The 3,251-nt window shown below is 34.3% G+C and carries 3 protein-coding genes and 1 pseudogene; 3 read left to right on the forward strand and 1 reads right to left on the reverse strand.

Translation table 11 applies throughout. The annotated features are described in order from the left end of the window. A partial coding sequence (locus tag A2255_09310) for a hypothetical protein (protein ID OGI18037.1) occupies positions 1-1,218 on the forward strand: 1,218 nt, incomplete at its 5' end. A 102-nt stretch (positions 1,219-1,320) separates the two neighbouring features. Beyond that, on the forward strand, positions 1,321-1,980 hold the full coding sequence (locus A2255_09315; protein OGI18038.1) for a dTMP kinase: 660 nt from the start codon (positions 1,321-1,323) through the stop codon (positions 1,978-1,980). Positions 1,981-2,110: 130 nt separating this feature from the next. On the opposite strand, the gene A2255_09320 is transcribed toward A2255_09315, so the two are convergent. After that, positions 2,111-2,719, reverse strand: a complete 609-nt coding sequence (locus A2255_09320) for an NAD(P)H:quinone oxidoreductase, type IV (GenBank protein OGI18039.1) — start codon at positions 2,717-2,719, stop codon at positions 2,111-2,113. A 259-nt stretch (positions 2,720-2,978) separates the two neighbouring features. On the opposite strand from A2255_09320, the pseudogene A2255_09325 reads away from it, so the two are divergent. After that, positions 2,979-3,251: pseudogene (locus tag A2255_09325) on the forward strand (hypothetical protein).

The following is a 3,251-nucleotide window of genomic DNA, read 5'->3' on the forward strand; positions in this document are numbered from 1 at the left end:
AAGAGTATACTATTCCTGGGAAAACCAGGAGTTGGTAAAACCACAAAATTAAGAGAAATAGCAAGATTATTATCTGATAATCTCGGTAAAAGAGTTGTTGTTGTGGATACTTCTAACGAAATTGCTGGAGATGGAGATATTCCTCACTGTGCTATCGGTAAATCAAGAAGAATGCAGGTTCCTTCTCCTGAAAGACAAAAAGATGTGATGATAGAAGCTGTAGAAAATCATACGCCTGAGGTTATTGTAGTTGATGAAATAGGAACAGAGGCAGAAGCTCAAGCAGCAAGGACGATTGCTGAAAGAGGCGTAATGCTCATCGCTACTGCTCACGGTAATACATTAGAAAATTTAATTAAAAACCCAACTTTATCTGACCTGGTCGGTGGCGTTAGCACCGTAACACTTGGAGATGACGAAGCAAGAAGAAGAGCTACTCAAAAAACGGTTCTTGAGAGAGAAAAACAACCAACATTTGATGTGGTAGTAGAGATTATGGATAGAGATACACTCGCTGTATATTCTGACGTTACTGCAGCAGTAGACTATATCCTAAGGGGCTGGCCAATTAAACCTGAAATCAGAAAAACCAATTCAGCACCTAAAACTAAAACTGTCAAAGAAATTGTTGAACCAGTTGAAGTAGCAGAACCAACTTTTGACAAAGTCAGATTCGACTTTAATATTGATAAATACTTAAAAGAAGTTGATAATTACAAGAAAATCTACATATATGCTGTTAGCAGATCTGTAGTCGATAAAGTTCTCGAAAGACTCAACTTACAAGCTGAAGTTACAAGAAATATAGATGAAGCAGATATTGTAATTTCTCACAAGAGTTACGCAAAAGGCGGCGCAAAAATACTGAACGTTGCCAAAAATTACGAACTCCCGGTGTATTTTGTAAAATCTAATACAATGCCACAAATTCAGAAAGTCATTAAAGAAGCTCTGAACATTCAGGAACAACCAGGTGATGAGCTTTATGAAGCTTACTTTGATGAAACTGAAATAGCATTACAAGAAGTTAAAAATGCTGTATATCAGGTCTTAAACGGAGCTAATGATACAATAGAACTCCAACCAAGAGCACAGCAAATAAGAAAACTTCAACACGAGTTCGTAGAACAGCATAATTTAGCAAGTGAAAGTATAGGTGAAGAACCTAATAGACACCTAAAAGTAGTCTCAAGCAAAAAAGGCAGAAAAGCAGGTTAATCACCAAATAAAGTACATTAAAGGCAGGGATTTAGTCCCTGCCTTTATACTTATATATAATTCTTAATTCACTGAGGAAATTATTCACACAAGAAAATGACCATGGTATTATCTGTGCAACAACATGTAAAAGGAGAAGGATACGTGGATAAAAAAAGCCTTTTTATCACTTTTGAAGGTATAGACGGTTCAGGAAAATCAACACAGCTCAATAAAATAGCAGAATTTTTAAAAGAAAAAAATATAAATTATATAATCACCAGGGATCCGGGTGGAACTGATCTGGGTTCTAAATTACGTAATATTCTCCTGAATTATGAAGGCAAAATTTATCCGTTATGTGAGTTATTCTTATACTTAGCCGATAGAGCCCAACATGTTGATGAAAAAATCATTCCTGCACTAAATTCAGGCACAGTTGTATTATGTGATCGTTATATAGATTCCACTCTTGCATATCAAGGATATGCAAGGGGCCTAAATATTGATGAATTAATTAACTTAAATAATCTTGCAACGAATAAACTATGGCCTGATTTAACTCTAATATTTGATATAGATCCTGATGTTTCGCTCAAAAGAGTAGGAGACAATAAGGATCGTCTTGAATCAGAATCAATAAACTTCCACAAGAAAGTTAGAGAAGGCTATCTGGAATTAGCAAAACAACATCCTAATAGAATTAAAGTTATCAACGCAAATCAACCTATTGAGGATATTTATAAAGCTGTAATACAGATAGTTAAACCATATTTTAGCTAGCAATACTTTGTCCTCAAAAATAATGTTAGTTGTTGAAGGCAGGTAATTAATTCCGCAACTGTGCAAATTAGCTTCGCATTTGCAAGGTTGCTTCATTAACTACCTGCCTTCATAATTTTGGAACAGAGTACTAGGTTAAGATTCTCTTTGTAATTTCAGCTATTCTTTTTCCAAAAACAAAAGCAATTTTTGCTTCATCATTAGTAACGGGTTGGTCAGATTTTTCACCTGCAACATGACTTGGCCCATAAGGAGTTCCACCCCTGTCAGTACTAAGTAATTCCGGTACTGAGTATGGAACGCCGACTATAATCATTCCTAAATGAAATAATGGTACCATCGAGGTTAAAATAGTTGTTTCCTGTCCTCCATGAATACTGGAAGTCGAAGTAAATACTCCTGTAACTTTATTTTCAAGCTTACCCTGATTCCATAATGAACCTGTTTGATCTATAAAATTCTTCATTTGAGCAGTCATGTTTCCGTATCTTGTCGGTGTTCCCCATATAATGGCATCATAGTCAGCAAGTTCCTGAACTTTTGCAACAGGAATATCTTTTTGCATTTCTTTTGCTTGTTGAATTCTTGGATTTGCTTCTATAACCTCTCTAGGTAAAAGATCAGGAACCTGTTTTATGCCAACTTCAGCCCCTTCAACAGATTTAGCGCCCTTAACAACATGCTTAGCAAGCTCGAATGTATTTCCGTACATACTATAATAAATAACTAATATTTTCATAAATATCCCCCAATTCAGCATTAACAGCTATTAGCAAAATTTAAATAAAATGTTATCAGAATTTTTATTAGAAATAATTGCTTAAACGCTTAATAATGATTATTAGACTTGTAAAAAATTTAAAGCAGATTGAGTATAATATTTTTAACAACAATTTGTTCATTCAGGCTAATTCACTATAAAAATTTGATTTTTATGTATGCTAATATACAAATAGAATTAATTAAGCATTTAATAAACCAGAGCGAGGTAAGAGAAATTGATTAAACGCAGCAAAAGACTTTTATGGGCAATTATTCCTTTATTAGTATTCGCATATTTTGGTTTTATTACTAGAGGAGTACTTGCGTATGATCCTAAAACACTTTATGACGAAGTATGGAAGTTAGTAAAAACAAAATATGTTGATGTCAACAAAAATGGACAAGATTGGCAGCGTTGGAGACATAAGTATGACCAGGCAATTAATAACGAAGATGATGCATATGTAGCTATTGAAACAATGCTGGCCAGTCTCAATGATCCATATACT

Source organism: Candidatus Melainabacteria bacterium RIFOXYA2_FULL_32_9 (assembly GCA_001784615.1).
Classification (GTDB): Bacteria; Cyanobacteriota; Vampirovibrionia; order Gastranaerophilales; family UBA9579; genus UBA9579.

What these genes read in the sequence shown, in the direction of transcription:
- A2255_09315 (OGI18038.1), top strand. Translation starts at nt 1,321, where the DNA reads ATGGTATTATCTGTGCAACAACATGTAAAAGGAGAAGGATACGTGGAT.
- A2255_09320 (OGI18039.1), bottom strand. Translation starts at nt 2,719, where the DNA reads ATGAAAATATTAGTTATTTATTATAGTATGTACGGAAATACATTCGAG.